The organism is Streptosporangium sp. NPDC049376 (assembly GCF_044466505.1).
Lineage (GTDB): Bacteria > Actinomycetota > Actinomycetes > Streptosporangiales > Streptosporangiaceae > Streptosporangium.
In genome coordinates this window covers 266,779-291,624 of the sequence record NZ_JBITMT010000006.1, presented here as the reverse complement: position 1 = coordinate 291,624, position 24,846 = coordinate 266,779, and the positions used below count along the sequence as shown (strand labels likewise).

Below are 24,846 nucleotides of genomic sequence, written 5' to 3'. Positions count from 1 at the left end.
GTGGCGCGCGCGGGGTTCAGTCCTGCGGGGGGATCCCGGAGTAGGAGCGGGCGATCCCCGCGGTCACCCTGAGCAGCGGCTCGACCAGGCGTTGCAGTCCTCTGGCCCGCCGGGAGGACAGAACGATCCCGACGGCGGCGACCGCGTGGCCGTCGACGAGCACCGGCGCCGCCGCGGAGCAGGAGCCCAGGCTCATCTCCTCGAACGTCAACGCGTACCCCTGGGCGCGCACCGTGGCCAGTTCCCGGGCCAGCCGCCCCGGCTCGACGATCGTGCGCGGAGTCGGCCGTTCGAGCTCACGCCCCAGATAGGCGGCCTGGAACCACTCGGGCTCGTGGGCCAGCAGGGCCTTGCCGACCCCCGTCGGATGCATCGGCAGCCGGCCTCCCGTCCTGGAGACCAGCCGCACGGCCCGCCTGCCGTGCAGTTTGTCGACGTAGAGCACCTCAAGGCCGTCCCGCACGGCCAGGTGCACGTTCTCACCGGTGTCGGCGTAGAGCTCCTGCAGCCACGGATGGGCGACCTCCTGCAGCCTGCCCGGCGCGAGCTGGCCGAGCTCCCACAGCCGCAGCCCGATCCGCAGGCGGCCGTCTGCCGTACGGCTCAGCGCCTGCCAGGCGACCAGCTCGCCCACGAGGCGGTGCGCGGTCGCCAGCGGTACCCCGCTGCGCCGGGAGACCTCCGAGAGGCTGAGATGGGGGTGGCCGGTGTCGAAGGCGCCCAGGATCGCCAGGACCTTCGACGTCACCGAACGTCCCGGCTCCCGCGACCCCCCGGCCATCACGTCCCCCTGTCCCGGGGCGCCCGCACGGAAGGCGCCCCCAAGGACAATCCTCCCCCCTGTCTTCCGTCCAGTGGAAGGCGGGGCTCGGTTTTCCGCGCCGGGTCCACGATGCTCTCCCCATGACTCATCCCCAGCGGACACAGGTCGGGATCATCGGAGCGGGGCCCGCCGGGCTGCTCCTGTCCCACCTGCTGCACCTGCGCGGCATCGACTCGGTGGTGCTGGAACGCCGCAGCCGCGACCACGTCGAACGGCGGGTCAGGGCCGGGGTGCTCGAACAGGGGACGGTCGACACCCTCGTCGCCGCCGGGGTCGGTGACCGCCTCGTCAGGGAGGGCCTCGTCCACCACGGCATCGAGCTGCGCTACGGCGGCGCGGGCCACCGGGTGGCCTTCGAACGGCTGGTCCCCGGCCGCGCCATCACCGTGTACGGCCAGCAGGAGGTCGTCAAGGACCTCATCGCCGCCCGTCTCGCCGCGGGCGGCGACATCCGCTTCGAGGTCGGCGACGTGGCCGTGCGCGACGCCGGGACCGACGCCCCCTACCTGACCTTCGACGGGGGGCGGCTCGACTGCGACGTGATCGCGGGCTGCGACGGCTTCCACGGCGTGTCCCGGGCGAGTGTCCCCGAAGGGGAGCTCACCGTCCACGAACGGGACTACCCCTTCGCCTGGCTCGGCGTCCTGGCCAGGGCCGTGCCGTCCGCCGAGGAGCTGATCTACGCCTGGAACGAGCGCGGTTTCGCCCTGCACAGCATGCGCACCCCCGAGATCAGCCGCTTCTACCTGCAGGTCCCCGCGGGGGAGGACATCGCGGACTGGCCGGACGAGCGGATCTGGGCCGAACTGCGCGCCCGTCTTGAGACGGTGCCCGGCTTCACCCTGACCACCGGGGAGATCCTGGAGAAGGGCGTGACGCCCATGCGGAGCTTCGTGGCCGAGCCCATGCGCCACGGCAACCTGTTCCTGGCGGGCGACGCCGCGCACATCGTCCCCCCGACCGGCGCCAAGGGCCTCAACCTCGCGGTCGCCGACGTGCGGGTGCTGACCGAGGCGCTGGCGCACCGGTACGCCACCGGCTCGGACGACCTGCTCGACGCCTACTCGGAGACCTGCCTGAGGCGGGTCTGGCGGGCGCAGCACTTCTCCTGGTGGATGACGACGCTGCTGCACACCTTCGACACCGACGACGCCTACGGGCGGCGGCTGCAGATCTCCCACCTGGACTACGTGACCTCCTCCGAGGCCGCGGCGACCACGCTGGCGGAGAACTACGTCGGCCTGCCGTACGAGCGTGACCTCCCGGAAACGACAGGAGCACGAACACTGTGAAGGACGTCTACATCGCGGACGCCGTCCGCACCCCGATCGGCCGGTACGGCGGGGCCCTCGCCTCGGTCCGTCCCGACGACCTGGCCGCCGGGGTCGTCAGGGCGCTGCTCGACCGTTCCCCGGGCCTTGACCCCGCCAGGATCGACGACGTCGTCCTCGGCGCGGCCAACGGGGCGGGCGAGGACAACCGCAACGTGGGCCGGATGGCGGCGCTGCTGGCCGGGCTGCCCGTCACGGTGCCCGGCGCCACGGTCAACCGGCTGTGCGCCTCGGGCCTGGAGGCGGTGATCCAGGCCGCCAGGGCGGTCGCCGTCGGCGACGCCTCCCTCGTCGTGGCGGGCGGCGTCGAGTCCATGAGCCGTGCCCCCTGGGTGCTGCCCAAACCGGAACGGGCCTACCCGCGCGGCCACGAACAGCTCCACTCGACCACGCTCGGCTGGCGGCTGGTCAACCCCAGGATGCCGGACCGCTGGACGGTCTCCCTCGGCGAGGCCACCGAGACGCTCGCCGCCCGCTACGGCGTCACCCGTGAGGCCCAGGACGAGTACGCCGCGCGCAGCCACCGGCTGGCGGACCGGGCGTGGCGGACGGGGGCGCTGGAGGCGGAGACCGCGCTCGTCGAGGGCAGCGACCTGACCGCAGACGAGTCCATCCGCCCCGACACCTCCCCGCAGGGGCTGGCCAGGCTCAGGCCCGCCTTCACCGCGGAGGGCACCATCACCGCGGGCAACTCCTCCCCGCTCAACGACGGGGCGGCGGCCCTGCTGGTCACCGACGCCGAGGGACTGGCCGAGCACGGCCTGCGCCCCCTGGCCAGGGTGGTCTCGACCGGCGCGGCGGGCGTCGACCCGGTCAGCTTCGGCATCGGCCCGGTGCACGCGGTCGCCAAGGCGCTGGACAGGGCGAAACTCTCCCTGGGCGACCTGGCGACCGTGGAGCTCAACGAGGCCTTCGCCGCCCAGGTCCTGGCCTGCATGGCCGAATGGCCCGGCCTCGACCCGGAACTCGTCAACCCCGCGGGCGGCGCCATCGCGATCGGCCACCCGCTCGGCTGCTCGGGAGCCAGGCTCGCGGGCACCCTGGCCCACCGTCTCTCCAGGACCGGCGGGTACGGCGTGGCCACGCTCTGCATCGGCGTCGGACAGGGACTCGCGCTCGTCCTGGAAGGAACAGAAGGGTCATGACCCACCACCCTCCCTATCTGAGCCCGGACTACCGCAGCAGCGTGCTGCGGGCGCCGTCCAGGCCACCGGTCGCCTTCCGCGCCGACCCGGACGCCGTCGAGCTGACCGGCCCGGTCTTCGGGCACGACGAGATCGGAGAACTGGACGCCGACCTGACCCGCCACCACGCGGGCGAGCCGATCGGTGAGCGGATCATCGTCACCGGCCGGATCCTCGACTCGGCCGGCAGGCCCGTCCCCGGCACCCTGCTGGAGGTCTGGCAGGCCAACGCCGCCGGGCGCTACGCGCACCAGCGCGACCAGCACCCCGCGCCGCTCGACCCCAACTTCACCGGCGCGGGGCGGTGCATGACCGACGAGCAGGGCCGCTACCGGTTCGTCTCGATCAAGCCGGGCGCCTACCCGTGGCGCAACCACCACAACGCCTGGCGGCCCGCGCACATCCACTTCTCCGTCTTCGGCACCGCGTTCACCCAGCGCCTGGTCACCCAGATGTACTTCCCCGGCGACCCGCTGTTCCCCTACGACCCGATCATGCGGTCCATCCCCGACCCGGCCGCCCGCGAGCGGCTCGTCGCCCACTTCGACCTGGACGTCACCGAACCCGAGTGGGCGCTCGGCTACCGGTTCGACATCGTCCTCGGCCGCACCCCGACGGAGGAGCAGTGAGCGCCGTGCCACCGACCCCGTCGCAGACCGTGGGGCCGTTCTTCGGCTACGCGCTGCCCTACCCCCAGGGGCCCGACCTGGTCGCGGAGGGGCACCCCGGGGCGATCACCGTCACCGGGCGGGTGCTCGACGGGGCGGGCGAGCCCGTGCCCGACGCCATGCTCGAACTGTGGCTCGGCGAGACGGGTACCAGAAGGGCGCTGGACCGCGCGGGTGAGGGCGTCTCCGGCTTCGGGCGCTGCCCGACGGACGCCGACGGGTCCTACCGGTTCCGCACCGCCAGGCCCGCCGGGCCGTACCTGGCGATGCTGGTCTTCGCCAGGGGGCTGCTGCGCTCCGTCGCCACCCGCGTCTACCTCCAGGACGGCCCCGACCCGCTGCTCGACGCGCTCGACCCCGCGCGCAGGGCCACCCTGATCGCCGAGCCCGACGGGGAGGGGGGCTACCGTTTCGACGTGAGGCTCCAAGGGGAAGGGGAGACGGTCTTCCTTGAGTTCTGACCCTTCCTTGAGTTCCGGCCCCGCTTCGGGCTCCGAGCAGGACACCGGCCTGCTGAGCCCGGTCAGGGCGGGCACGGCGGCCGAGGCGGCCACCTCGGATCGCGCGTGGCTGCGCGCCATGCTGACGGCGGAGGCGGCGCTGGCCCGCGCCCAGGCCCGCGCGGGCACGGTGCCGCCGGAGGCGGCGGCGGTGATCGGCCGGGTCGCGGGCGCGCTCACCCCGGACCCCGCGGACCTCGCCCTGCGGGGCAGACAGTCGGCCAACCCCGTCGTGCCGCTGGTCGCCGAACTGCGCCGGGCCGTCGCGGAGACGGCCACCGGGGCAGCCATCGGGGCTGCGCGGTACGTCCACCACGGCGCCACCAGCCAGGACATCCTCGACAGCGCCGCCATGCTCGTCTGCCGGGACACGATCGGGATCATCGGCGCCGACCTCGACCGGGCCATGGCCACCCTCGCCGGGCTCGCCGAGACCCACCGCCACACGCTGACGGCGGCCAGGACACTCGGCCAGCACGCCGTGCCGACGACCTTCGGCCTGAAGGCGGCGGGATGGCTGTCCGGCCTGCTCGCCGCACGGGCACGGCTGCGGGACCTGCGCACGCCCGCCCAGCTCGGCGGGGCCGCGGGCACCCTGGCCGCGCTCGGCGGCGACCCGGCGCTGCCCGCGCTGTTCGCCGAGGAACTCGGGCTGGCCGCGCCGCCGGTGCCCTGGCACGCGGAACGGTCACCGGTCGCAGAGCTGGGCGCGGCCCTCACCCAGACCTCCGGCGCCCTCGGCAAGACGGCCCTCGACGTGATCATGCTCGCCCAGACGGAGGTCGGCGAGGTCGCCGAGTCCTCCACGGGAGGCTCCTCGGCGATGCCGCACAAACGCAACCCCGCGCTGGCGGTGCTCGTGCGCTCCGCGGCCCTGCAGATCCCGGTGTACGGCCAGCTCCTGGCCTCGGCGCAGCTGGCCGAGCACGAGCGGGCCGCGGGCGCCTGGCAGGCCGAGTGGCACGCGACGCGCGAGTGCCTGCGGCTGACCGGCGGCGCCGCCGCGACCACCGCGGAACTGCTCGCCGGGCTGCGGGTCTTCCCTGAGCGGATGCGCGCCAACCTGGACCTCACCGGCGACCGCGTCGTCTCCGAACGCCTGGCCGCCCTGCTCGGCAGGGACCGGCTCGACCGGGCGGCGGCGCAGGAGGGCCCACTCCGGCGGACGCTCGCGGGGGAGGTCCCCGAGGAGGCGTTCGACCCCGCGGGCTACCTCGGGGCGGCGCAACCCCTCATCGACCGAGTTCTGACCGCCTACCGGGAGCAGTCTTGACGATCCTCAGCCACCGCGTCGACGGGCCCGCCTGGGCGCCGCTGCTGGTGCTCGGCCCCTCGCTGGGCACCACCCTGCACGTGTGGGACCCGCAGATGGAGGCGCTGACCGCCTCCTGGCGGGTGCTCCGCTACGACCTGCCGGGTCACGGCGGCTCGGCGCCCGTGAGCGAGGTCACCGTCGGCCTGCTCGCCGACGCCGTGCTCGCCCTGGCCACCCAGGAGAAGGCCGACAGGTTCGCGGTCGGCGGCATCTCCCTCGGCGGCGCCGTCGCCGCGACCGTCGCCGTCACGGCCCCCGAGCGGGTCAGCCACCTGGTGCTGTGCTGCAGCTCCGCCCGCTTCGGCGAGCCGGGACCGTGGCACGAGCGGGCGCACGCCGTACGGCGGGACGGCATGAAACCGCTGGCCGACGTGCTGCCCGCCCGCTGGTTCAGCGCCCCCGAGACCGGCACCGAGGCTGTCATTGAGGCCGTCACCGAGGTGCGGCGGATGCCGTACGGGGTGGACGCGGGCTCCTACGCCGCCTGCTGCGAGGCGCTGGCGGACTACGACCTCACCGGTGAGCTGGGCGCGGTCGCCGCGCCGACCCTGGTCGTCGCGGGCGCGGACGACCCGGCGACGCCCCTGGCGCACGCCCTCACCCTCGCCTCCGGCATTCCCGGCGCGCTGCTCACGGTCGTGCCAGGCGCCTCCCACCTGGCGGGCGTCGAACGGCCGGAGGAGGTCACCGCGGCGATCGTCCGCCACCTCGGCGGCGAACGCGCCGCCGAGGGGGCCAGGACCAGGCGGCGGGTGCTCGGGGACGCGCACGTCGACCGCGCCGAGGCCGCGACCACCGGCTTCACCCGTGACTTCCAGGAGTTCATCACCCGCTACGCCTGGGACGGGATCTGGAACCGTCCCGGGCTGGACCGCCGTACCCGCAGCTGCGTCACCCTGACCGCCCTCGTCGCCGGAGGCCACCTGGAGGAGCTGGCCATGCACGTCCGCGCGGCCCTGCGCAACGGACTGACCCCCGACGAGATCAAGGAGGTGCTGCTGCAGAGCGCCGTCTACTGCGGGGTGCCCGCGGCCAACGCCGCCTTCGCCGTGGCGCAGCGGACCCTGGACGAGGTCGGGGTGCTCTGACCTGGCCCTGCGCGTGACGCGTCCGGGAGGTAAGGAACCGGATGAGTGGGTAGGAGAGCGCCCGTGAACGGCGAAACGCACATCACGGGATCAGAAGGACCGGCACCGGCGCCCTCCCCGATCACGGCGGACCTCGTGCTCTCGGTCAACCGGGAGCGGCACCCGATCACCGTGGACACCAGGGAGACACTCCTGGACACGCTCCGCGAGCGGCTCGGGCTGACCGGCGCGAAGAAGGGCTGCGACCACGGGCAGTGCGGGGCGTGCACCGTACTGCTCGACGGCAGGAGGGTGAAGTCCTGCCTGACACTGACCGTGACCCTGGACGGCAGGCGGGTCGTGACCGTGGAGGGGCTGGCGGACGGCGACGGGCTCCACCCGCTGCAGACGGCGTTCGTCGAACACGACGCCTTCCAGTGCGGCTACTGCACCCCGGGCCAGCTCTGCTCCGCGGTCGGCGTGCTGGCCGAGGCGGCGGCCGGATGGCCGAGCGCGGTCACCCGCGACGACGGCACCGGCTCCGGCGTGAACCTCGACGAGGAGGAGATCCGCGAGCGCATGAGCGGCAACCTGTGCCGCTGTGGCGCCTACGTCAACATCGTCGCGGCCATCGGGGAGGTGGCGGGATGAGGCCCTTCTCCTACCTGAGGGCCCCGGACGCCCCGAGCGCGGTCGCCACAGCCGCCGGCAGGCCGGACACCATGTACCTCGCGGGCGGCACGAACCTGGTCGACCTGATGCGGCTCGGTGTCGCCGTCCCCGACGTCCTGGTCGACGTCAGCGGGATCGCCTCCGGCACGATCGAGGAGACCGGGGACGGCGCCCTGCTGATCGGCGCGGGCGTGCGCAACAGCGACCTGGCCGCCGACCCCCTGGTACGGCGCCGCCACCCCCTGCTGTCCCAGGCGGTGCTCGCCGGGGCCTCCGGCCAGATCCGCAACATGGCGACCGTCGGCGGCAACCTGATGCAGCGCACCCGCTGCCCCTACTTCCAGGACGTCACCAAACCCTGCAACAAACGCCTGCCCGGCACCGGCTGCCCGGCCAGGACGGGAGAGCACCGCAACCTGGCGATCCTCGGTCACTCGGACGACTGCGTGGCCACCCACCCCTCGGACATGGCCGTCGCGCTGGCCGCGCTCGGCGCGATCGTGCACGTCGAGGGCGCCGAGGGGCCGCGGACCGTGCCGATGCCCGGACTGCACCGGCTGCCGGGGGAGGAGCCGGAACGCGACACCGTGCTCGGCCAGGGCGAGCTGATAACCGCCGTCGAGGTGCCGCCGCTGCCGTTCCCCGGCCGCTCGCGCTACCGCAAGGTCAGGGACAGGGCGTCGTTCGCCTTCGCGGTCGTCTCCGTCGCCGCCGTCCTCGACGTGGCCGACGGGACGGTGCGCGACTGCCGGATCGCGTTCGGCGGGGTCGCCCACGCGCCCTGGCGGGCCGAGACGGCCGAGGCCGCGCTGCGCGGCGCGGCTGCGACGGAGGCCGAGTTCACCAGGGCCGCGGAGGCCGAATTGGCCGCCGCACGGCCGCTGCCCGGCAACGCGTTCAAGGTCCCCCTGGCCCGCAACGTGCTCGTCCGCACCCTCGTCGACCTCGCGGAGGCGTCATGACCACCCTCGCGAGGCCCACCTCCTCCGTCGGTTCGGCCCTCGACCGGGTCGAGGGCCTGGAGAAGGTGACGGGCCGGGCGAAGTACGCCTACGAGTACGCCCCGGACGACCTGGTCTACGCCGCGCCCGTGCAGGCGGGCATCGCCAGGGGCGAGGTCCGCGCGGTCGACGCCGACGCCGCCCTCAAGCTTCCCGGCGTGATCGCCGCCATCTGGTACGGCAACGCCCCCAGGCTGGCCCCCGCGGAGAACGCCGAGCTCTCGGTGCTCCAGTCGCGCCGGGTCGCCTACCGGGGCCAGTACGTTGCGGTCGTGGTCGCCGAGACGCTGGAGAACGCCGTCGAGGCGGCCAGGCTGCTGCGGGTGGACTACGACGTCGAGGAGCACGACGTCGAACTGCGCGCCGACCACCCCGGTATGTACCGTCCGGAACGGGTCAACCCGGTCTACCCCGCCGACACCGAGCAGGGAGACCCGGACGCCGCCCTCGCCGCGGCCGAGGTGGTGGTGGACGAGGTCTACTCGACCCCCGCCGAGCACAACAACCCGATGGAGCCGCACGCCACCGTCGCCGTGTGGGACGGCGACGGGCTGACCCTCTACGACTCGACCCAGGGGGCGACCTCGGTCCGCGACATCGTCGCGCCGCTGTTCGGGCTGCCGCCGGGCAACGTCCGGGTCGTCTCCCCGCACGTGGGAGGCGGTTTCGGGTCGAAGGGCACGCCGCTGTCGCCGGTCGTGCTCGCCGCGCTGGCCGCCAAACACGCCGGGCGGCCCGTCAAACTCGCGGTGACCCGCAGCCAGATGTTCTCGGTGATCGGCTACCGCACCCCGACCATCCAGCGGATACGGCTCGGCGCCGACGCCCGGGGACACCTCGGGGTGATCGTCCACGACGTGTTCGAGCAGAGCTCACGGATCAGGGAGTTCGCCGAGCAGACGGCCACACCCACCCGGATGATGTACGCCGCCCCCAACCGGCGCACCACCCACCGGCTGGTCAGGCTGGATGTGCCCACGCCCTCCTGGATGCGCGCCCCGGGCGAGGCGCCCGGCATGTTCGCCCTGGAGTCGGCGCTGGACGAACTGGCCTTCGCCTGCGGGATCGACCCGATCGAACTGCGCGTCCGCAACGAGCCGGAGACCGACCCGGAGAGCGGTCTGCCCTTCAGCTCCCGCAACCTGGTCGCCTGCATGCGCGAGGGGGCGCGCAGGTTCGGCTGGGCGGATCGCGACCCGGCCCCCGGCGTCAGGCTCAGGGACGGCCTGCTGGTCGGCACCGGCGTCGCGGCCTCCACCTACCCGGTCTACCGCCGCCCCTCGAAGGCGAGCGCGACGGCCCTGGCCGACGGCACGTTCACCGTACGGATCGCCGCGATGGACATCGGCACCGGCGCCAGGACCGCGCTGACCCAGATCGCCGCCGACACGCTGGGCGTCCCGCCCGGCCTGGTCCGCGTGGAGATCGGCGACAGCGCGCTGCCCGACGCCTCACTCGCGGGCGGCTCGATGGGCACCGCCTCCTGGGGCACGGCCGTGGTCAGGGCCTGCGAGGCGCTCACCGGGGCGCTGCGGGAGCGGGACGGCCAGGTGCCCCCGGACGGCGTCGAGGTCTCCGCCGACACCGCGCGGGAGATCGGAGGGGAACGGCGTTTCGCGCAGCACGCCTTCGGCGCCCAGTTCGCCGAGGTCGGGGTGGACCCCGCGACAGGGGAGACACGGGTGCTGCGGCTGCTCGGGGTGTTCGCCGCGGGCCGGATCGTCAACCCCAAGACCGCCCGTTCGCAGTTCGTCGGCGGCATGACCATGGGCATGTCGATGGCGCTGTTGGAGGAGAGCGTCATGGACCGTGAGTTCGGCGACTACCTCAACCACGACCTCGCCCAGTACCACGTGGCCGCCTGCGCCGACGTCCGCGACGTCGAGGCCGTCTGGATCGAGGAGGACGATCCGCACCTCAACCCGATGGGGACCAAGGGCATCGGCGAGATCGGCATCGTCGGCACCGCCGCCGCCGTGGCCAACGCCGTCCACCACGCGACCGGGGTCCGCGTCCGCGACCTGCCGATCCGCATCGACAGGCTCGTGCGCTGATCTTCAGGCACACCGCGGGCAGGCTCGCGGACGCGGCGCCCGGCTGGCTCGTCGAGACGGTGCGGATCAGGCCCGCGGCGCCCCGCCCGTGGCCGATGCTGCGCACGGCGCTGGCCGTGGTCGCCCCACTGCTGGCGGGACTCGCCATGGGGCGCATCGCCCTGGGGCTGCTGCCCGCCATGGGGGCCATGGGCACCGCCCTGGCCGACCAGGGCGGCTCCTACCGGGCCAGGGTCGTCAGGATGGGCGCCACCGCGCTCGGCGGCGCGGCGGGCTTCCTGGTCGGGGCCGCGGCCAGGGAGACCGGCTGGTGGGCGGTGCTGGTCACCGTCGCGGTCGCGGTGCTGTCCGCGCTGGTCAGCACCACCGGCGCCGCCGGGTCGAGCGCCGGGCTCCAGCTCCTCGTGATGACCGTGCTCGGCACCGGCGTCCCGCTGGGACCGCCGGGGGCGGGCACGCTGCTGTTCCTGCTCGGCTCGGCGTGGGCGCTGGCGCTCGCGCTGGCCGACTGGCCGCTGCACCCGAGGGCGCCGGAGGAGGCGGCGGTGATCGCGGCCTACCGGGCGCTCGGCGCCCTGGCCGCCGGGCGTGACGCCGGTACCGTCGTCGCCTTCGACACCGCCCTCAGGAACGCCTACGACACCGTGTTCGGCGCCCGTTCCGCGTCGGCGGGGACCGACCCGTGGCGCACCCGCGCGGTCGCCCTGCTGAACCAGGCCTCGCTGGTCCGCAACGCCCTGATCTCCCTCGACCTGGAGGGGCGCGACCCGCCGGAGGGCACGAAGGCGGCCGTCGAGGGCGTCGCGGACGCGCTCGCCGGAGGGCCACTCCCGGCGAGGACGCCGCGGGAGGGGCCGGACTCGCCCGCGACCCGCGCCCTCGGCTCGGCCCTCGAAGGGGCCGTCGAACTGCTGTCCGGCGGGGACCCGCCCGCCGACGGCCCGCCGTACGAGTGGCGGGACCGGGGTGAGCGCCTCAGACAGGCCTGGGAACGGGTGTGGTCGGGCCGGCTGACCCGCGTCTACACCGTCAGGCTCGCGCTGTGCGTGGGGGTCGCGAGCGCGTTGAGCGAACTACACCTGGTCGAACGGTCCTACTGGACGACGCTGACCGTCGCGCTGGTGCTCAAACCCGACTTCGGCTCGGTCTTCGCCCGCGCCGTGCAGCGAGCCCTCGGCACTCTCGCCGGCACGGTGATCGGCACCGTCGTGCTCGTCGCCGTGCCGTACGGCCCCGCGCTCCTGGTCCCGGTCGCGGTCTTCGCCGCGCTCCTGCCGTACGGCATGCAGCGCAACTGGGGGCTGATGTCGGCCTTCCAGGCGCCGCTGGTGCTGTTGCTGGTCGACCTGCTGACCCGTGGCGGGCCGAGGCTGGCCGAGATCCGGCTGGTCGACACGCTGGCCGGGTGCCTGATCGTCCTGCTGCTGGGATACCTGCCGTGGCCCGCGAGCTGGGAGGCGCCGGTCGGGCCGAGGTTCGCCGACGCGGTCTCGGCGACCGCCGACTATCTCCGGCACGCCTTCGACCCCGGGCACACCGGCAGGGCGGCGCTGCGCCACCGCGTCTACGACGCCCTGGCCGACCTGCGCACCGTCTTCCAGCGGGCGATGACGGAACCGGCCGTGGTCAGCAGGCGCGTCACCACGTGGATGCCCGCGATGACCGCCCTCGAACGGGTGGCCGACGCGACCGCCGCGACCGTCGCCAGGACCGAGCACGGCGCCCCGCGGCCGTCGGCCGGCGCGGTCGGGGCGGCGGTCGCCTCACTTGAGGGGATCGCGCGGGACGTGCGCGCGGGCACCTCGCCGGGACGGCCGGAACTCGCGCGGGAGGACGCGCTGGAACGGGTGAACGCCGCGGTGCGCGGCCTGGGCGACACCGTCTCCGGGCACCACACCTGCTGACCCGGCTAGCCCTCCCCGGCGCGCTCCTCTGAGGCCAGGGCGGAGTGCCGGTAGGAGTAGGCGAAGTACACGACCAGGCCGATCGCGAACCACACCGCGAAGCGGACCCATGTCTGCCACTGCAGGAAGGTGATCAGCCAGAGTGAGAAGAGGATGCCGATCGCCGGGACGACGGGCATCCCCGGGCAGCGGAAGGTCCTGGGCAGGTCGGGCCGCCGGTAGCGCAGGACGATCACCGAGGCGCACACCACGACGAAGGCCAGCAGGATGCCGATGTTGGTCAGCTCGGCCGCCTCGACGATGGGCAGGAACCCGGCGATGAGCGCGGAGATGACGCCGACGATCCACGTCACCCGGGTCGGCACGTGCCGGGTGGGGTGCGTCTTGGCGAACCACCTGGGCAGCAGCCCGTCACGGCTCATCGAGAACCACACGCGGCTGACGCCGAGCATGAAGGTGAACATGACGGTCAGGATGCCGACGATCGCGCCGACCGCGATCACGTCGGCCAGGCCCCGCAGGCCGACCGCCTTGAACGCCGTGGAGAACCCGCTCTCCTTGTCGATCTCGGTGTAGTGCTGCATGCCCGTCAGCACCAGGCAGGCCAGCACGTACAGCACCATCGAGACGCCCAGCGAGTAGATGATCGCCTTGGGCATGTGGCGCTGGGCGTCCTTGGACTCCTCGGCGGCCGTGCTCATGGCGTCGTAGCCGAAGACGGCGAAGAACACCGTGGCCGCGCCGGTGAACGCGCCGCCGATGCCGTAGGGGAAGAAGGGGGTGTAGTTCGAGGTGTTGATGTGGAAGAGGCCGACCACGATGACCAGCAGCACCACGGCGACCTTCAGGCCGACGACCGCCATCTCGAACCTGGCCGCGTTGCGCATGCCGAGGTTCAGCAGGTAGGCGATCAGCAGGCACAGCAGGGCGGCGAACAGGTCGACCCGGTGCCCCGCGCCCGTCCCCGGCGCGCCGAGCATCCACGAGGGCAGGTTCACGCCCAGGTCGCCGAGCAGGAAGGAGAAGTAGCCCGAGATGCCGATGGCGACGACCGCGACGATCGCGGTGTACTCAAGCAGCAGGTCCCAGCCGATGAACCAGCCCGCGATCTCGCCGAGCACCGCGTAGCCGTAGGTGTAGGCCGATCCGGCCTTGGGGATCAGCCCGGCGAACTCGGCGTAGGAGAAGGCCGCCGCCGCGCTGGCGATTCCGGCGATCAGGAAGGAGACGACGACGGCCGGTCCGGCGATGCCGTTGGCGACGGCGCCCGCCAGGGTGAAGATGCCCGCGCCGATGATGCCGCCGACTCCGATGGCGGTGAGCTGCCAGAGTCCCAGCACGCGGGTGAGCTGTTCGGTTCTTCCACCCTCGGGTTCCTCGATGTGCTCGATGGGCTTGCGGCGCAGAAGGCCGGTTCCCGTCCGCAGTCTGGCCATGGCGCTCCCCTCGCACGACGACTCACGACGACTGCGGCGGACGACCCGATCTGGCCCGCCACGTCCGGGTCTTACCCCTTTTTCGTGATGCTTACTCCATGAGAGGTGTTCTGTCAGATTGGGGAGTATTGGCTGGTAGGAGGGGTTTTTGCAGGGTAGCGTCGAGGTATCGAATCCCGGACACGGGGGGAGACGCCATGCCGAGCGATCCCGATCATGTGCTCGACGCCATCGACGGAGTCGTCGACGAGTGGCTCGCCATGAGCGAGGACTCCATGCGCTGGGCGCCACCGGAGAAACCCGCGCCGAGACCGCGGCTCACGCTGCCCACGCCACCCCTGCCGCCCCTGGTCGAGGGGCTGCTGCAGGAGGCGGGCGCCCGCGCCCAGGCCGTGGTCGAGGCGTTGCGGCCCCTGGGGGAGGGGGTGGCCGGAGTCCTGTCCTCGATCTTCGACGGCGACGCCGTACGCCGTCTGATCGAGCCCGCCGACTGGCCCGAGGAGCACCCCGAGCTCGACGTCGACGACCCTGAGGAGCCTCAGCCGCCCTCGGGGGCGTCGGCTGAGGCGTCGCCGGGGGCGTCGTCGAGGGCGAACCGCAGGTAGCGCTCGGCCGAGCGCCGCACGGCCCGCGCCCCGTCGGTGCGCACGACCCGCTTCCACCAGCCGCCGTAGACCCGCTCGAAGTCGTAGGGCTCAAGCAGCGACAGGGCGCGGCGGACCGTCCTCGGGCGCTCGGGGATGAGATTCGGGTAGCTGTACATGAACGAGACCCAGCGCCGGTCGGAGACCACCTGGAGGATGTCGCCGGAGAACAGCGCCGCCGGGCCGTGCGCCCCCTCGCGCCGGTGCAGCACCTGGCCGCCCTCGAAGTGCACGCCCGCGTTGACCAGGGTCAGGTCGTCGCCGATCTCCAGGGTCTCGCCCTCCCAGAACACGACCGACTCGTCCGGGCGGGCCACCCACGCGCGGTCCTTGGCGTGGATGTAGACCGGCGCGTCGAAGGCGTGCGCCCACTCGACCATCGAGCCGTAGAAGTGCGGATGGCTGATCGCGATGGCCTTGATCCCGCCCAGTTCGCGGACCTGCCGGACGACCTCATCGTCGAAGTGGGTGACCATGTCCCACAGCACGTTGCCCCCGGCGGAGCGCACCAGCAGCGCGCGCTGGCCGATCGCGGTCGCCGGGTCGGTGCCCAGGCCGACGACGCCGGGCCCCTCCTCGGCGACCACGGCCCTGTGGCCGGCCGCGCTCAGCTCGGCCAGCGACGTCCAGCGCTGCCCCTGCCAGCCGACGTACTGCCGCTCGTCCTCACAGATCGGGCAGTTCTCCCTGAGAGCGGCGTACTGAACACCACAGGTCACACAGATCGGCAGGTCGTTCACGGTGACTCCCTCGTGAGCCGTACGGTTCCCCGAAGACTTCCTGAGCCGACGCTAGCCGACGGGTCCGCGGGGCAGGTCGTAGGCCTGGGCGAGAAGTTCGTAGGAGCGGATCCTGTCCTCGGGGTCGTGCACCATCGTGGTGATCATCAACTCGTCGGCCTCGGTACGCTTGCGCAGCGCGTTCAGGCCCTCCCTGACCTCCCCGGGGTCGCCCAGGACCACGTTGGACAGGTAGTCCTCGACGAAGACCCGCTCGGCCGGGGTGTAGGGGTGATCCCGCGCCTCCTCGGGCGTCGGCACCGGCTGGGGAGCCCCCCTGCGCAGCCTGAGCATGGACAGCGCGCCGGGCAGCGCCAGGCTCAGCGCCCGCTCCGAGGTCTCCGCGGCGACGGCGGAGACCCCGATCATCGCGTACGGCCGCTCCAGCACCGCGGAGGGCTGGAAGGCGGAACGGTAGAGCTCAAGGGCGGGCAGGGTGTTGGCCGCGCTGAAGTGGTGGGCGAAGGCGAACGGCAGGCCGAGGATGCCCGCGAGCTGGGCGCTGAAGCCGCTCGATCCGAGCAGCCAGATCGGCGGGCGCCCCGACTCCGGAGTCCTGGGGGTGGCGACGACCTTGCGCAGCGGGTGCCCCTCGGGGAAGGAGCCGTCGAGGAAGGCGGTCAGCTCGGCCAGCTGCTCGGGGAAGTCGTCGGCGTCCGGGCCGTTCCTGCGCAGCGCCCGAGCGGTCGCCTGGTCGGTGCCCGGCGCCCTGCCGAGCCCGAGGTCGATGCGGCCGGGATGCAGCGCGTGCAGGGTGCCGAACTGCTCGGCGACGACCAGCGGGGCGTGGTTGGGCAGCATCACGCCGCCGGAACCCAGCCGGATGGTCCGTGTCGCCGCGGCGAGGTGGGCGATCAGCACGGCGGGGGAGGAACTGGCGACCGAGGGCATGCCGTGGTGCTCGGCCACCCAGATGCGGTGGTATCCCCACTCCTCGGCTCTCCTGGCCAGCTCGGTGCTCGCCCGCAACGCCCTGGTCGGGCTCACTCCCGACCCGACGACCGCCAGCTCCAGGATCGAGAGCGGAACCTCGGCGGCCCCCCGGGCCACACCTCGGATGATGTCTTCAGCCATGACAGTGGCAACCCCAACGAACCGGAGGGTATTTCCGGTTGCCCGGGATCGTCCTTCCGCCCGAGGCCGGTGCCCCCGCCGGACCGGGGGCACCGGGGACGGGACTCAGCGTCTCCAGGCGCAGACGGCGGTGCGGTCGTCCTCGTGGGACTCGTCCCGGAAGCTGAGCTGCCAGAAGAACTCGGGCAGGGACGGCACCGAGGGCTGCGACCACCAGGCGGAGACCTGCTCGCTGATCTCCTCCGCGCCCATCGGCCTGGCCAGGCCGCCGGTGCACAGCAGCAGCATGTCGCCCCGCAGGAGATCGGCCATCGCGGTCCCGGCAGGGCCGTCCCCGGGGAGCGCGTCCGGCGTCCGCGCGCCGTCCCCGGCGGGCAGGACCGGGGACCAGTGCCCCTCGCGCAGGAGCGACGCCGTGCCGTCGCCGATCCGCGCCACGTGGACGCGGTGCTCGGCGGTGTCGATGATCGCGGCCAGCAGGGTGGTGCGCAGGGCGGCGGCGGGAACGCCGGTCCGCTCGGCCCGCTCGGCGAGGTCACGGGTGACGGCGGCGAAGAAGTCCTCCACCGGGGCTCCGTCCTCGGCGTGCCGCAGCAGGCCGAGCAGGTTGCGGCGGGCGGAGGCGCAGGCCTCGGCCGCGCCGACGTGGGACAGTTCCGCGTCCGCGAGTCCTCCCGCGGCGCACGCGAGCAGCCGGGAGCCGTCGATCTGCCACAGCCCCATCGCGTCCCTGCGGGGAGCCCCGTCGCGGCGGTTGGCCTCCCCCCTGACCGAGGCCGCCCTGACGGACAGCTCCGGCAGGTCGGCGCCGTCGAGCTCACTGTCCGGTCGTTTCCCGATCGCGTCGGGGACCGCCCCGGTGACGGGACGCGCCATCGGCCGCCCGCCGATGACGAGCGGGTCGAGGACCCTTCCTGCGGGGACGAATCGTGGCTTCGCCTGGAGTCGCTTCACATCCGTGCTTTCTGTTCGATCCGATGTCAGACCGCGTCCGCGGGCATGGGAGGGGAACCCTCCTGATCTGGTCTGGTCGGGACGATCGATCGCACGCCGGTCGGGGCGGACGGCCCGTGCGGGCTCCGTCACGAAGGGCCGGCGTCCTCTCGGTCGTTGGAGCTCCCGGCCGGGAATCCCGAAATTACCCTAAACCCTGGCAAATCATTTGATATCGGGAATTGGGCTTGCTAATCCGGCTTGTGGTGCGCATGTCAAACCGACGTGGCAGGGCGTGCGGGGGTTTACCGCAGGCCCAAAAACAGTCACCACTGTGACATGGCCGGGGGCGCTCGCCGTACGGCTCGTGCCCGGCGGTGGGAACGGCCGGTCCGGGACGGGACGGCCCGCTCAGCGGGACACTCACCCGTGCGATCCGTACGGCTCGGCTCGCCGGGGTCCTCCGCGGAACTTTGGACTTCATTTGCTGATTAATGCTGATATCTCGGTGAATATCGGTGCATATGGGGAGGAGATCCTAAATATTCCTAAGGAGTGATCCGCGGGGGTTTCAATGATGAGAAGGATCATCGTGCTGCTGGCCACCGTGGCCGTCGTACTCGGTGGCGGTGCCACCAGAGTCCTCGCCCAGCCCAGCCTCAACGAACAGGACAAGACCTTCCTGGCTCAGGCCCACCGGTCGAACCTGACCGAGATCGAGGCGGGCAGGCTCGCCGAGAAGAAGTCGAGCAACCAGGCCGTGCAGAACATCGCCAAGAAGATCGTGGCCGACCACCTCAAACTGGACGCGGCCGTCAAACGGGAGGCGCAACGGGCGGGCGTCACGCTTCCCGAACAGCCCGCGCCCAAGCAGCGCGCCACACTCGACAAGCTGTCGAACCTGAACGGCGCGGCCTTCAACAACGCCTGGATCAGGGCGCAGATCGCCGGGCACCGCCAGACCCTCACGGTCATCAACACCGAGCTGAGGGACGGCTCCTCCGCCGCGGTCAAGAAGGTCGCCTCGGAGGCCAAGCCCGTCGTGCAGGCCCACCTGGAGATGTTGCAGCAGGCCAGGGGCAACGGCGGCGGCGGGGGCGGCAACGGCGGCGGTGGCGGTGGGGGCGGGTCCCCCGCGCCGCGGAGCACCCCGACCGGCAGCATCCTCCCGCACGAATAGGCCCGCCTGGGAGACGGCGCGGTACGGAGACACCCCTGACCCGGCTCCGGCCGGGTCAGGGGTTTCCGGAAAGGCCCTGATGGCCCAGATAACGCAGGACCGCCAGGACGCGGCGGTTCCCGCTCGCGGTCGGCGGCAGGCCCAGCTTGGTGAACACACCGGAGACGTGTTTCTCCACGGCCGCGGCCGACAGGTGCAGCCGCGCCGCGACCTCGGCGTTCGAGCAGCCCTGCGCCATCAGCGCGAGCACCTCCCTCTCGCGGGGGCGGAGCGGGGGAAGGTCATCCATGGCACACCGTCTTCCTGGAGGTAGGGAAAACCGGAGAGTTGGCGCAGGCCCCTTGCGGGTTTGCGGCCGTACGGCCTAAATGTAGGCCATGCGGTCGAAAATTACGCCGGATGGCCGGAAAACACCGGGCAGGAAGAAGTCCACGTTCATCGAGGAGACGCGCAGGCGTCAGATCGTGGGCGGCGCGATCACGACGATCGCCAGCGCGGGGCTCGCCCAGGCGTCGCTGGCCCGGATCGCCGACGAGGTGGGGATCAGCAAGAGCGTGATCTCCTACCACTTCGACGGCAGGGACGAGCTGATCGAGGAGATCGTCACCTCCCTGCTGGCGGAGTCGAACCGGTTCATCAGGTCCAGGGTCGAACGGGAGACCGGCGGCCCGGCCAGGCTCCGCGCCTACATCGAGGCGAGCTTCGCCTTCATGGCCGACCATCGCGAGAACTTCGTCGCCATGGTCGACATCTGGGGAAGTTTCGGGACGGCGGAGGCGAAACGCGCCTTCAACGCCACCGCCTACGACCCCTGCCGCAGGCACATCGAGGGGATCCTGCGCAGAGGACAGCAGGACGGCGACTTCCGGGACTTCACCCCCCGCACGCTCGCCTCGACCGTTCAGGGCGCCATCGACGGCGTCATGCTGCAGTGGGTCTTCGACGAGGCGGCCGTGGACCTCGCCGGGTGCGCCGCCGAGCTGGCCGACATGTTCGACCTGGCCACCCGCGCGAGCGCCCCCGGGGAAGCCCGGTGAGCGCCACCAGCCTCGGCGACCTGCTCAGGAGGCGGGCCGCGACCGACGGGCGACGGCCGCTGTTCCGCTTCGGCGGCGTCACCACCACCGTCGCACAGGTCGAGGAGCGGACCAACCGGCTGGCGGCCGTGCTGCGGGCCCACGGGGTGCGCCGCGGCGACCGGGTGGCCGTCATGCTGCCCAACGGCGTCGGCTTCCCCGTCGCCTGGCTGGCCGTGGGCAAGCTCGGCGCGGTCACCGTCCCGGTCAACGCCGGCTACCGGAGCGACGACCTCGCCCACGTGATCGCCGACTCGGGCGCCGTGCTCGCCCTCGCCGGTACGGCACAGGCCGCGCGGGCGCTGCTCGGCACCCGGGTCGGGCAGGTCGGGCTGCTCGACCCGGCCAGCGCGGGGCCCTTCGGGCAACCGGTCCCCGGCGCCTTCGACGCGGGAGCGGAGGCCGACGCCGCCTCGCCGTACCTCGAACCTCCGCAGGTCGGCCCCGAGGACCTGGCGAACCTCCAGTACACCTCGGGCACGACGGGGTTCCCCAAGGGGTGCATGCTCACCCACGGCTACTGGCTGCGCCTGGCGGAGCTGGCGGCGGGCATCGTCGGGGCCGGTGAGGACGACGTCGACCTGACCGCCCAGCCCTTCTCCTACATGGACCCGCAGTGGAACACCGTGCTGTGCCTGATGAAGGGCATCCCGCTGGTGATCCTGCCGAGGTTCTCCGCCTCGACGTTCTGGCGCTCCGCGCGTGAGGAGGGCGCCACGTTCTTCTACCTGCTCGGCACCATGCCGGTCTACCTGTACCGGCAGCCGGAGGACCCGCTGGACCACGCGCACCGGGTCAGGCTCGTCCTGTGCTCGGGCATCGTCGCCGACCTGCACGCCGCGTTCGAACGACGCTGGGGGGCGCCCTGGCGGGAGGCGTACGGCATGACCGAGACCGGCGTCGACCTGGCGGTCCCGGCGGGCGACGACGCCTGTGTCGGCAGCGGGGCCGCGGGGGTTCCCGTACCCGGCAAACAGGTCGAGATCATCGACGGTGAGATCGTCGTCACCGGCAGCCCGATGATGCTCGGCTACTGGAACGACCCCGAGGCCACCGCGGAACGCATCCGCGACGGCAGGCTGTACACCGGCGATCTCGGCCGCAGGGACGAACGCGGTTACATCCACCTCGTGGGCAGGCGCAAGGACATGATCCGCCGCGGCGGTGAGAACGTCGCCGCCGCCGAGGTCGAGGCGGTCCTCGCCCGGCACCCCGGCGTCCGGGCCGCGGCGGTCGTCGCGGTCCCGGACGACCTGCGGGGCGAGGAGGTCAAGGCGTTCGTCCAGGTCGCGACCCCCGTGCCACCAGGGGAACTGGTGGAGTTCGTCCGAGGGCGCCTGGCCGGTTTCAAGGTGCCGCGTTTCGTGGAGTACGTCGAGGAGTTCCCCATGACCCCGTCAGAACGGATCGCCAAACACCTGCTGCCCTCAGGCAGGGAGAACGAGTACGACGCGCTCGGGGAGGCCGTGTGAGCGACACCGCCGAAAACACCGCCGAAAACACCGCCGAGGACACGGCCGAGGACACGGCCGAGGACACCGTCGGAGACGCCGTCAAAGACATCGTCACGGCCCGCCACGGCGCGGCCCTGGTGGTCACCTTCGACCGCCCCGAGGTGCTGAACGCCTTCAGGGACCGCACGTTCGCCGAGCTCGGCGCGGCCCTGGACGAGGCGGAGCGGGACGAGACGGTGCGCGCGGTCGTCCTGACCGGGCGCGGACGCGCCTTCTCCTCGGGCGTCGACCTCACCGAGACACGCGAACGCCTGAGCCGTACGGCGTCGCGGGACCTGGCCGCGACCGTCGAGGACTTCCAGGACGTCACCAGGCGCCTGGTCGCCTTCCCGAAGACCGTCATCTCCGCGGTGAACGGCATCGCGGTCGGCGTGGGCGCGGAGCTGGCGATAGCGAGCGACCTGCGGATCGCGGCGGAGGAGGCCGAGTTCGCCTTCATGGAGGTGCGCCGCGGCCTCTACCCGACCAACGGCGTGCTGTACTTCCTGCCCCGCCTGGTCGGGCACGGCAGGGCGGCCGACCTGCTGCTGTCGGGAGAGCGGATCGGCGCCGCCGAGGCGCTCGGCGCGGGCCTGGTCAGCCGGGTCGTGCCCGGTGAGGACCTGCTCGCCACCGCCGTCGCGCTGGCCGAGACCATCGGGTCGGCCGCCCCCGTGCCGGTCGGCCTGATCAGGCGGCACCTGCGCAGGACCTGGGAACTCGACCTGGAGGGCGTGCTCGCCCTGGAGGTCGAGGGCTGCCTGGCCTGCCTGCGCAGCGCCGACCTCGCCGAGGGGCTGCACGCCTTCGGTGACGGGCGCGGCCCCGAGTTCCACGGCGACTGAACCGGCCGCCGCCCCTTCCACCACACCCGCTCTGAACGGCCGTGTCACTCCGGCACGACCGCGCCGGCCCGGACCGGCCACGCTCACCCGGAACGGCCGCGCCGGCGCGGAGGAACCCCGAACCGGCCGCGCCGTTCCCGGAACGGCCGTGAAGCCCGCAGACCGTTCCGGGAGATCCCCCGTCCCTTCGCACCCCGCCTGCCCGCCGACCGTGGCCGCAGGCGGCCCTGGCGTGACCGCGCGCCCGGACCCGTGACGCCGGAAAAACCCGCTCGGGGGCCACGAAACCAAGGAGCCTCGATGGCGCAAGGTGAGACAGCGCTCCGCCGCGGACTGCGGCGGCGGCACATGACAATGATCGGCATAGGCGGCGTCATCGGCGCCGGCCTGTTCGTCAGCAGCGGCTCGGTGATCGCCATGGCGGGTCCCGCCTCGGTCGTCGCCTACGCCGTGGGCGGCGTGATCGTCGTCCTGGTGATGCGGATGCTCGGCGAGATGGCCGCGGCGCACCCGACCACCGGGTCCTTCTCCCGCTACGCGGAGCTGGCCCTGGGCCGCTGGGCGGGATTCCTCGTCGGCTGGGGCTACTGGTACTTCGCGGTCGCGGTGATCGCCTTTGAGTCCGTCGCGGGCGCCAGGCTGGCCTCCGGCATCGTCCCCGGCCTGCCGGTGTGGCTGGGCGCCCCGGCGCTGCTGGCCGTTCTCACCGTGGCGAACCTGGTCTCGGTGCGGGTGTTCGGCGAGACCGAGTTCTGGCTGGCCTCGGTCAAGGTCGTCATGGTCGTCGCCTTCCTGGCCGTCGGCGCGCTGTACCTCACCGGGCTGTGGCCGCACGGCGGGCCGGGCCTGTCCGCGCTGACCGAGCACGGCGGGTTCGCCCCGAACGGCTGGGCGGCGGTGCTGGCCGCGCTGGTGACGGTGGTCTTCTCCTACTTCGGCGCGGAGATCGTCACGATCGCCGCCGCGGAGTCCGCAGAACCCGCCAGGGAGGTCGCGCGGGCGACCGTCAGGGTGGTGTGGCGGGTGCTGGTCTTCTACGTCGGCTCGATCCTGCTGATCGTCGCGGTCGTGCCGTGGAACCGGGTCCCGGCCAACGGGGAGGACAGCCCCTTCGCCACCGCCATCGAGGTTTTCGGCGTCCCCGGCGCGAGCGGCCTGATGACCGCGGTCGTCCTGGTCGCCGTGCTGTCGATCCTGAACGCGGGGATCTACGGCTCCTCGCGAATGCTGATGTCCCTGGCCGAGCGCGGGGACGCGCCCGCCGTACTGGCCAGGGTGCGGCCCTCGGGGGTGCCCGCCCCGGCGATCCTGGCGGGAAGCGGTCTCGCGCTGGTGGTCGTGGCCGTCGCGGGCCTGGTCAGCCCTGATGAGATCTTCGCCTTCCTGCTGAACGCCTCCGGCCTGCTCACGCTGGTCCTCTACCTGTTCATCGCGGTGAGCCAGCTACGGCTGCGCGCCCGCACCGACCCGGGGACGCTGCAGGTGCGCATGTGGGGCCACCCCTGGCTGAGCTGGACGGTGCTCGTCCTGCTCGGCGCGGCCCTGCTGGCCGTCTCCGTCTCTCCCGGCGTCGGGCCCGTCGTGCTCGGCGTCGGCGTCATCCTGGCTGTGACGCTGCTGGCGTACACGGTCAGGACCCGGCTGGGCCGTACGGTCCCGCCGGTCACCGATCCACTGGAGGTCCCCTGATGCGTCCGCCCGGCAGAACCTCGGCCGTGGTCGCCGTTCTCACCGCGCTGTTCCTGCTCCTCACCGCGGGTCCCGTGGCCGCCGCCGAGGCAGGGTTCGCCTGCCTCGTCGGCAGGGCGGCCAGGCCACCGGTCCCCGGGGTCATCCTTGACGTCCGGGGCCCCGGGGTCGCCTACACCGGCGCCGCCGGCGCCTTCCGGCTCGGCGGCAGGGACCTGCGGCCGACGGACGCCTTCCGCGCGGCCAGCGTCACCAAGACCTTCACCGCCGCGACCGTGCTCAAGCTCGCAGAACAGGGCAAGCTACGCCTCGACGACCCGATCAGCAAATATCTCGACCCTTCCCTGGTCGGGCGGGTGCACGTGCTCGGCGGCCGTTCCTACGGCGCGCGGATCACCGTGCGCGAGCTGCTCGACCACACCGCGGGCCTGTACGACTACGCCGCCGACGAGAGGTGGATCGCCGAGGTCGCCGCCCATCCCCGCAGGACGTGGACACCGGGACGGCTGGTCGACTGGGCTCTCGCCCACGGCAGGCCGTACTTCAGGCCGGGCAGGGGCTACCACTACTCCGACACCGGCTACATCCTGGCCGGGTACGTCATCGAGAAGGTCAGCGGCCTGCCCCTGCACCGCGCCTACCGCACGCTGCTCCTCGACCCGCTCGGGCTGCGCGGGACCTACCTCGAACACTGGGAACGGCATCGCGGGGCGCCGCTCTCGCACCCCTACCTCGGCTCCGTGGACACCAGGAACTGGAACCCGACCTTCGACACCTTCGCCGGAGGCGGCCTGGTCTCCACCGCGGCCGACCTGACCGCCTTCTTCCGCGCCCTGTTCGAGGGCGGGGTCTTCCGCGATCCGGCGACACTGCGGGCCATGCTGACCGCGACCCCGCAGAGCAAGGGCACCTACGGCCTCGGCATCCAGCGCCTGACATCCGGCGACGAGGTCGTGTGGTTCCACCCCGGAGCCTGGGGCGCCGTCGCGGCCTACGCGCCCGCGCGGCGGATCTCGGTCGTGGCGACCGTCAACCAGGCGCAGGACGAGGGGGCGCTGGCGGCGCTGTTGCGCGACGCCTACGCCACGGCCCTCGGCAGGTCCGTCCCGGGCTGCGGATGACGACCAGGATGAAGTCCCACTATCCCCCTGGGAAGCGGCAAAGGTCCCGCAAAAGGG

At 72.8% G+C, this 24,846-nt stretch carries 22 protein-coding genes and 1 pseudogene; 17 read left to right on the top strand and 6 right to left on the bottom strand.

Annotated elements, in window-relative coordinates; translation table 11 throughout:
• Window positions 1-16: 16 nt before the first annotated feature.
• A complete protein-coding gene (locus tag ACIBVQ_RS19315; protein ID WP_352012675.1) occupies window positions 17-748 on the bottom strand; it encodes an IclR family transcriptional regulator in 732 nt (243 codons plus the stop codon).
• A 155-nt stretch (window positions 749-903) separates the two neighbouring features.
• On the opposite strand from ACIBVQ_RS19315, the gene ACIBVQ_RS19310 reads away from it, so the two are divergent.
• The 10 genes from ACIBVQ_RS19310 (at window position 904) to ACIBVQ_RS19265 (ending at window position 12,519) form a co-directional block, all read left to right on the top strand.
• The gene (locus tag ACIBVQ_RS19310) at window positions 904-2,115 is read left to right on the top strand and encodes a 4-hydroxybenzoate 3-monooxygenase (protein ID WP_399178899.1); all 1,212 of its coding nucleotides are present in this window, start codon (window positions 904-906) and stop codon (window positions 2,113-2,115) included.
• On the top strand, window positions 2,112-3,299 hold the full coding sequence (locus ACIBVQ_RS19305; RefSeq protein WP_386189040.1) for a thiolase family protein: 1,188 nt from the start codon (window positions 2,112-2,114) through the stop codon (window positions 3,297-3,299). Before ACIBVQ_RS19310 ends, ACIBVQ_RS19305 begins: the two co-directional genes overlap by 4 nt.
• Window positions 3,296-3,967, top strand: a complete 672-nt coding sequence (gene pcaH, locus ACIBVQ_RS19300) for a protocatechuate 3,4-dioxygenase subunit beta (protein ID WP_362917032.1) — start codon at window positions 3,296-3,298, stop codon at window positions 3,965-3,967. Before ACIBVQ_RS19305 ends, pcaH begins: the two co-directional genes overlap by 4 nt.
• Entirely contained in the window at window positions 3,964-4,467 is a 504-nt protein-coding gene (gene pcaG, locus ACIBVQ_RS19295; RefSeq protein WP_352012671.1) for a protocatechuate 3,4-dioxygenase subunit alpha, read from the top strand. Before pcaH ends, pcaG begins: the two co-directional genes overlap by 4 nt.
• Entirely contained in the window at window positions 4,457-5,779 is a 1,323-nt protein-coding gene (locus tag ACIBVQ_RS19290; RefSeq protein WP_399178896.1) for a lyase family protein, read from the top strand. The genes pcaG and ACIBVQ_RS19290 overlap by 11 nt, the downstream gene beginning before the upstream one ends.
• On the top strand, window positions 5,776-6,909 hold the full coding sequence (pcaC, locus tag ACIBVQ_RS19285) for a 4-carboxymuconolactone decarboxylase (RefSeq protein WP_399178894.1): 1,134 nt from the start codon (window positions 5,776-5,778) through the stop codon (window positions 6,907-6,909). The genes ACIBVQ_RS19290 and pcaC overlap by 4 nt, the downstream gene beginning before the upstream one ends.
• Window positions 6,910-7,029: 120 nt before the next feature.
• Window positions 7,030-7,539, top strand: coding sequence for a 2Fe-2S iron-sulfur cluster-binding protein (locus ACIBVQ_RS19280; protein WP_352012714.1), 510 nt, complete (start codon window positions 7,030-7,032; stop codon window positions 7,537-7,539).
• A complete protein-coding gene (locus ACIBVQ_RS19275; protein ID WP_399178892.1) occupies window positions 7,536-8,522 on the top strand; it encodes an FAD binding domain-containing protein in 987 nt (328 codons plus the stop codon). Before ACIBVQ_RS19280 ends, ACIBVQ_RS19275 begins: the two co-directional genes overlap by 4 nt.
• A complete protein-coding gene (locus ACIBVQ_RS19270) occupies window positions 8,519-10,615 on the top strand; it encodes a xanthine dehydrogenase family protein molybdopterin-binding subunit (RefSeq protein WP_399178890.1) in 2,097 nt (698 codons plus the stop codon). Before ACIBVQ_RS19275 ends, ACIBVQ_RS19270 begins: the two co-directional genes overlap by 4 nt.
• A gap of 59 nt (window positions 10,616-10,674) precedes the next feature.
• Window positions 10,675-12,519: an FUSC family protein gene (locus ACIBVQ_RS19265; RefSeq protein ID WP_399178888.1), complete on the top strand. Its 1,845-nt coding sequence runs from the start codon at window positions 10,675-10,677 to the stop codon at window positions 12,517-12,519.
• A gap of 5 nt (window positions 12,520-12,524) precedes the next feature.
• On the opposite strand, the gene ACIBVQ_RS19260 is transcribed toward ACIBVQ_RS19265, so the two are convergent.
• Window positions 12,525-13,955, bottom strand: a complete 1,431-nt coding sequence (locus ACIBVQ_RS19260; RefSeq protein WP_352012665.1) for an amino acid permease — start codon at window positions 13,953-13,955, stop codon at window positions 12,525-12,527.
• A 197-nt stretch (window positions 13,956-14,152) separates the two neighbouring features.
• Between ACIBVQ_RS19260 and ACIBVQ_RS19255 the strand changes: the two genes are divergently transcribed.
• Window positions 14,153-14,560 carry a hypothetical protein gene (locus ACIBVQ_RS19255; RefSeq protein WP_352012664.1) on the top strand — a complete coding sequence of 136 codons (408 nt, stop codon included), beginning with the start codon at window positions 14,153-14,155 and terminating at the stop codon, window positions 14,558-14,560.
• Here ACIBVQ_RS19255 and ACIBVQ_RS19250 read toward each other — a convergent pair.
• The 3 genes from ACIBVQ_RS19250 to ACIBVQ_RS19240 all read right to left on the bottom strand — a co-directional run bounded on the left by ACIBVQ_RS19250 (window position 14,494) and on the right by ACIBVQ_RS19240 (window position 17,406).
• Entirely contained in the window at window positions 14,494-15,339 is an 846-nt protein-coding gene (locus ACIBVQ_RS19250) for an MBL fold metallo-hydrolase (protein WP_399178885.1), read from the bottom strand. The genes ACIBVQ_RS19255 and ACIBVQ_RS19250 overlap by 67 nt on opposite strands.
• 51 nt (window positions 15,340-15,390) lie before the next feature.
• Window positions 15,391-16,452 (bottom strand): LLM class flavin-dependent oxidoreductase, encoded by a 1,062-nt coding sequence (locus tag ACIBVQ_RS19245; protein WP_352012662.1) that lies wholly within the window; start codon window positions 16,450-16,452, stop codon window positions 15,391-15,393.
• A 105-nt stretch (window positions 16,453-16,557) separates the two neighbouring features.
• Window positions 16,558-17,406 carry a protein phosphatase 2C domain-containing protein gene (locus ACIBVQ_RS19240; protein WP_399178883.1) on the bottom strand — a complete coding sequence of 283 codons (849 nt, stop codon included), beginning with the start codon at window positions 17,404-17,406 and terminating at the stop codon, window positions 16,558-16,560.
• 553 nt (window positions 17,407-17,959) lie between these two features.
• Between ACIBVQ_RS19240 and ACIBVQ_RS19235 the strand changes: the two genes are divergently transcribed.
• The gene (locus ACIBVQ_RS19235; RefSeq protein WP_352012660.1) at window positions 17,960-18,565 is read left to right on the top strand and encodes a DUF4142 domain-containing protein; all 606 of its coding nucleotides are present in this window, start codon (window positions 17,960-17,962) and stop codon (window positions 18,563-18,565) included.
• Window positions 18,566-18,620: 55 nt separating this feature from the next.
• Here ACIBVQ_RS19235 and ACIBVQ_RS19230 read toward each other — a convergent pair.
• Window positions 18,621-18,851: pseudogene (locus tag ACIBVQ_RS19230) on the bottom strand (response regulator transcription factor); the annotation flags it as partial.
• A gap of 91 nt (window positions 18,852-18,942) precedes the next feature.
• On the opposite strand from ACIBVQ_RS19230, the gene ACIBVQ_RS19225 reads away from it, so the two are divergent.
• The 5 genes from ACIBVQ_RS19225 to ACIBVQ_RS19205 all read left to right on the top strand — a co-directional run bounded on the left by ACIBVQ_RS19225 (window position 18,943) and on the right by ACIBVQ_RS19205 (window position 24,789).
• Window positions 18,943-19,602 carry a TetR/AcrR family transcriptional regulator gene (locus tag ACIBVQ_RS19225; protein WP_386189056.1) on the top strand — a complete coding sequence of 220 codons (660 nt, stop codon included), beginning with the start codon at window positions 18,943-18,945 and terminating at the stop codon, window positions 19,600-19,602.
• A complete protein-coding gene (locus tag ACIBVQ_RS19220) occupies window positions 19,599-21,113 on the top strand; it encodes an AMP-binding protein (RefSeq protein ID WP_399178880.1) in 1,515 nt (504 codons plus the stop codon). The genes ACIBVQ_RS19225 and ACIBVQ_RS19220 overlap by 4 nt, the downstream gene beginning before the upstream one ends.
• Window positions 21,110-21,979, top strand: coding sequence for an enoyl-CoA hydratase/isomerase family protein (locus tag ACIBVQ_RS19215; protein WP_399178878.1), 870 nt, complete (start codon window positions 21,110-21,112; stop codon window positions 21,977-21,979). Before ACIBVQ_RS19220 ends, ACIBVQ_RS19215 begins: the two co-directional genes overlap by 4 nt.
• A gap of 300 nt (window positions 21,980-22,279) precedes the next feature.
• Window positions 22,280-23,668: an amino acid permease gene (locus ACIBVQ_RS19210; protein ID WP_399178877.1), complete on the top strand. Its 1,389-nt coding sequence runs from the start codon at window positions 22,280-22,282 to the stop codon at window positions 23,666-23,668.
• Window positions 23,668-24,789, top strand: a complete 1,122-nt coding sequence (locus tag ACIBVQ_RS19205; RefSeq protein ID WP_399178875.1) for a serine hydrolase domain-containing protein — start codon at window positions 23,668-23,670, stop codon at window positions 24,787-24,789. The genes ACIBVQ_RS19210 and ACIBVQ_RS19205 overlap by 1 nt, the downstream gene beginning before the upstream one ends.
• The last annotated feature ends 57 nt before the right edge of the window (window positions 24,790-24,846 follow it).

Coding starts and splice junctions, on each gene's coding strand:
- ACIBVQ_RS19235 (WP_352012660.1), top strand. CDS start 17,960: ATGATGAGAAGGATCATCGTGCTGCTGGCCACCGTGGCCGTCGTACTC.
- ACIBVQ_RS19270 (WP_399178890.1), top strand. CDS start 8,519: ATGACCACCCTCGCGAGGCCCACCTCCTCCGTCGGTTCGGCCCTCGAC.
- ACIBVQ_RS19310 (WP_399178899.1), top strand. CDS start 904: ATGACTCATCCCCAGCGGACACAGGTCGGGATCATCGGAGCGGGGCCC.
- ACIBVQ_RS19245 (WP_352012662.1), bottom strand. CDS start 16,452: ATGGCTGAAGACATCATCCGAGGTGTGGCCCGGGGGGCCGCCGAGGTT.
- pcaH (WP_362917032.1), top strand. CDS start 3,296: ATGACCCACCACCCTCCCTATCTGAGCCCGGACTACCGCAGCAGCGTG.
- ACIBVQ_RS19260 (WP_352012665.1), bottom strand. CDS start 13,955: ATGGCCAGACTGCGGACGGGAACCGGCCTTCTGCGCCGCAAGCCCATC.
- ACIBVQ_RS19205 (WP_399178875.1), top strand. CDS start 23,668: ATGCGTCCGCCCGGCAGAACCTCGGCCGTGGTCGCCGTTCTCACCGCG.
- ACIBVQ_RS19275 (WP_399178892.1), top strand. CDS start 7,536: ATGAGGCCCTTCTCCTACCTGAGGGCCCCGGACGCCCCGAGCGCGGTC.
- ACIBVQ_RS19225 (WP_386189056.1), top strand. CDS start 18,943: ATGCGGTCGAAAATTACGCCGGATGGCCGGAAAACACCGGGCAGGAAG.
- ACIBVQ_RS19210 (WP_399178877.1), top strand. CDS start 22,280: ATGGCGCAAGGTGAGACAGCGCTCCGCCGCGGACTGCGGCGGCGGCAC.
- ACIBVQ_RS19255 (WP_352012664.1), top strand. CDS start 14,153: ATGCCGAGCGATCCCGATCATGTGCTCGACGCCATCGACGGAGTCGTC.